The sequence below is a fragment of the Alteromonas sp. 4NS20-0143 genome, assembly GCF_057542855.1.
In genome coordinates this window covers 1-1,043 of the sequence record NZ_BAAJLR010000028.1, presented here as the reverse complement: position 1 = coordinate 1,043, position 1,043 = coordinate 1, and the positions used below count along the sequence as shown (strand labels likewise).

The window sequence follows — 1,043 nt, the reverse complement described above, 5'->3', positions numbered from 1 at the left end:
GGACGTGTGGGCTAAAATCCGAACGAAGTGAGCAGCCCACATGTTTGCGTCCCAGCCCGCGCAGCGGGCGAACTTGATTTTTTTGTTAGGAGACATTACCCAAATGCCTCTATTTGCTTAACTAGTATTGATGCTGGAATGTCTATGCCGGTCAGGTTTTTCCCTGAAAGGTTTGTCCCAACTACTTTCTCATCATCCTGTAGGATAGGTAAGAAGTGCTCCTTAAATTGTGCCCAGCTAACACTTCGAGCTTCTACGTCTCGGAGCAGTTCAGGATTCAGTTTTTTAAGCCTCTCGATTCTAGATTTGGAAGACCACAGTGGCAAAGATACTTTGTTGTCACTAACATCAAACTCTAAGAGTATTTCGTTTGGGAGGCAACCAAACCAAACTATTTGAGTCGCTGCGACTTCTTCATATAATTTGTTTGCTTGTGCGACGCCTGCTGACATTTCCTTGTCTCCTAACTTTTAAATATGGGGTACAAACAGGCAGGCTACAATGGCGAAGCCGCCTGCTTGTTTGTGTCCCAGCCCGCCTGCGGGTGACATAATTTTTTTGTTATGTGCCATTATGCTCCTCGCCTGAAAGCGAGCTTTCCCAAGACACAATTGCCGCGAAGATGTTTGACAATACAATGGCAAAAAGGCCTACAGCAATGATAAGAAAACTGGCTTTAATTGGACCAAGACCTATACGATAAGTCTCTGTACTGCCGCTAACTGGTGCTGTTGGAAAAAAATAAGCAAAGAGCGTGGCTGCAATTAACGCTATTGCTACACCAATTAATACAACCCCGAAATAAGTGAGTGCACGAGCAATAAATAATAATAAACCTAGGTTTCTAGGCTTTATGCTTGGGAACGGTTTCAAACTCATAATAATTCCTTTTACTGATATTTGGACGTTCTGGTTAACTTATTTTGGCACATAACACCTTACTTTGGGGCATAAACATGCAGGCTAAAAGTGGAGCGGAGCGACTGAGCCTGCATGTTTATGTCCCAGTGAGCGCGAGCGAACGACAACAGTTGTTTGTTAGC

General features: G+C 44.0%; 2 protein-coding genes. Both read right to left on the bottom strand.

Features of this window, described 5'->3' with window-relative positions; genetic code table 11:
* Nucleotides 1-95: 95 nt before the first annotated feature.
* Nucleotides 96-452 carry a DUF2750 domain-containing protein gene (locus AC27HD_RS18810; protein ID WP_487107806.1) on the bottom strand — a complete coding sequence of 119 codons (357 nt, stop codon included), beginning with the start codon at nt 450-452 and terminating at the stop codon, nt 96-98.
* Between the two features lie 109 nt (nt 453-561).
* Nucleotides 562-879, bottom strand: a complete 318-nt coding sequence (locus tag AC27HD_RS18805) for a hypothetical protein (RefSeq protein WP_032097289.1) — start codon at nt 877-879, stop codon at nt 562-564.
* Nucleotides 880-1,043 lie beyond the last annotated feature (164 nt).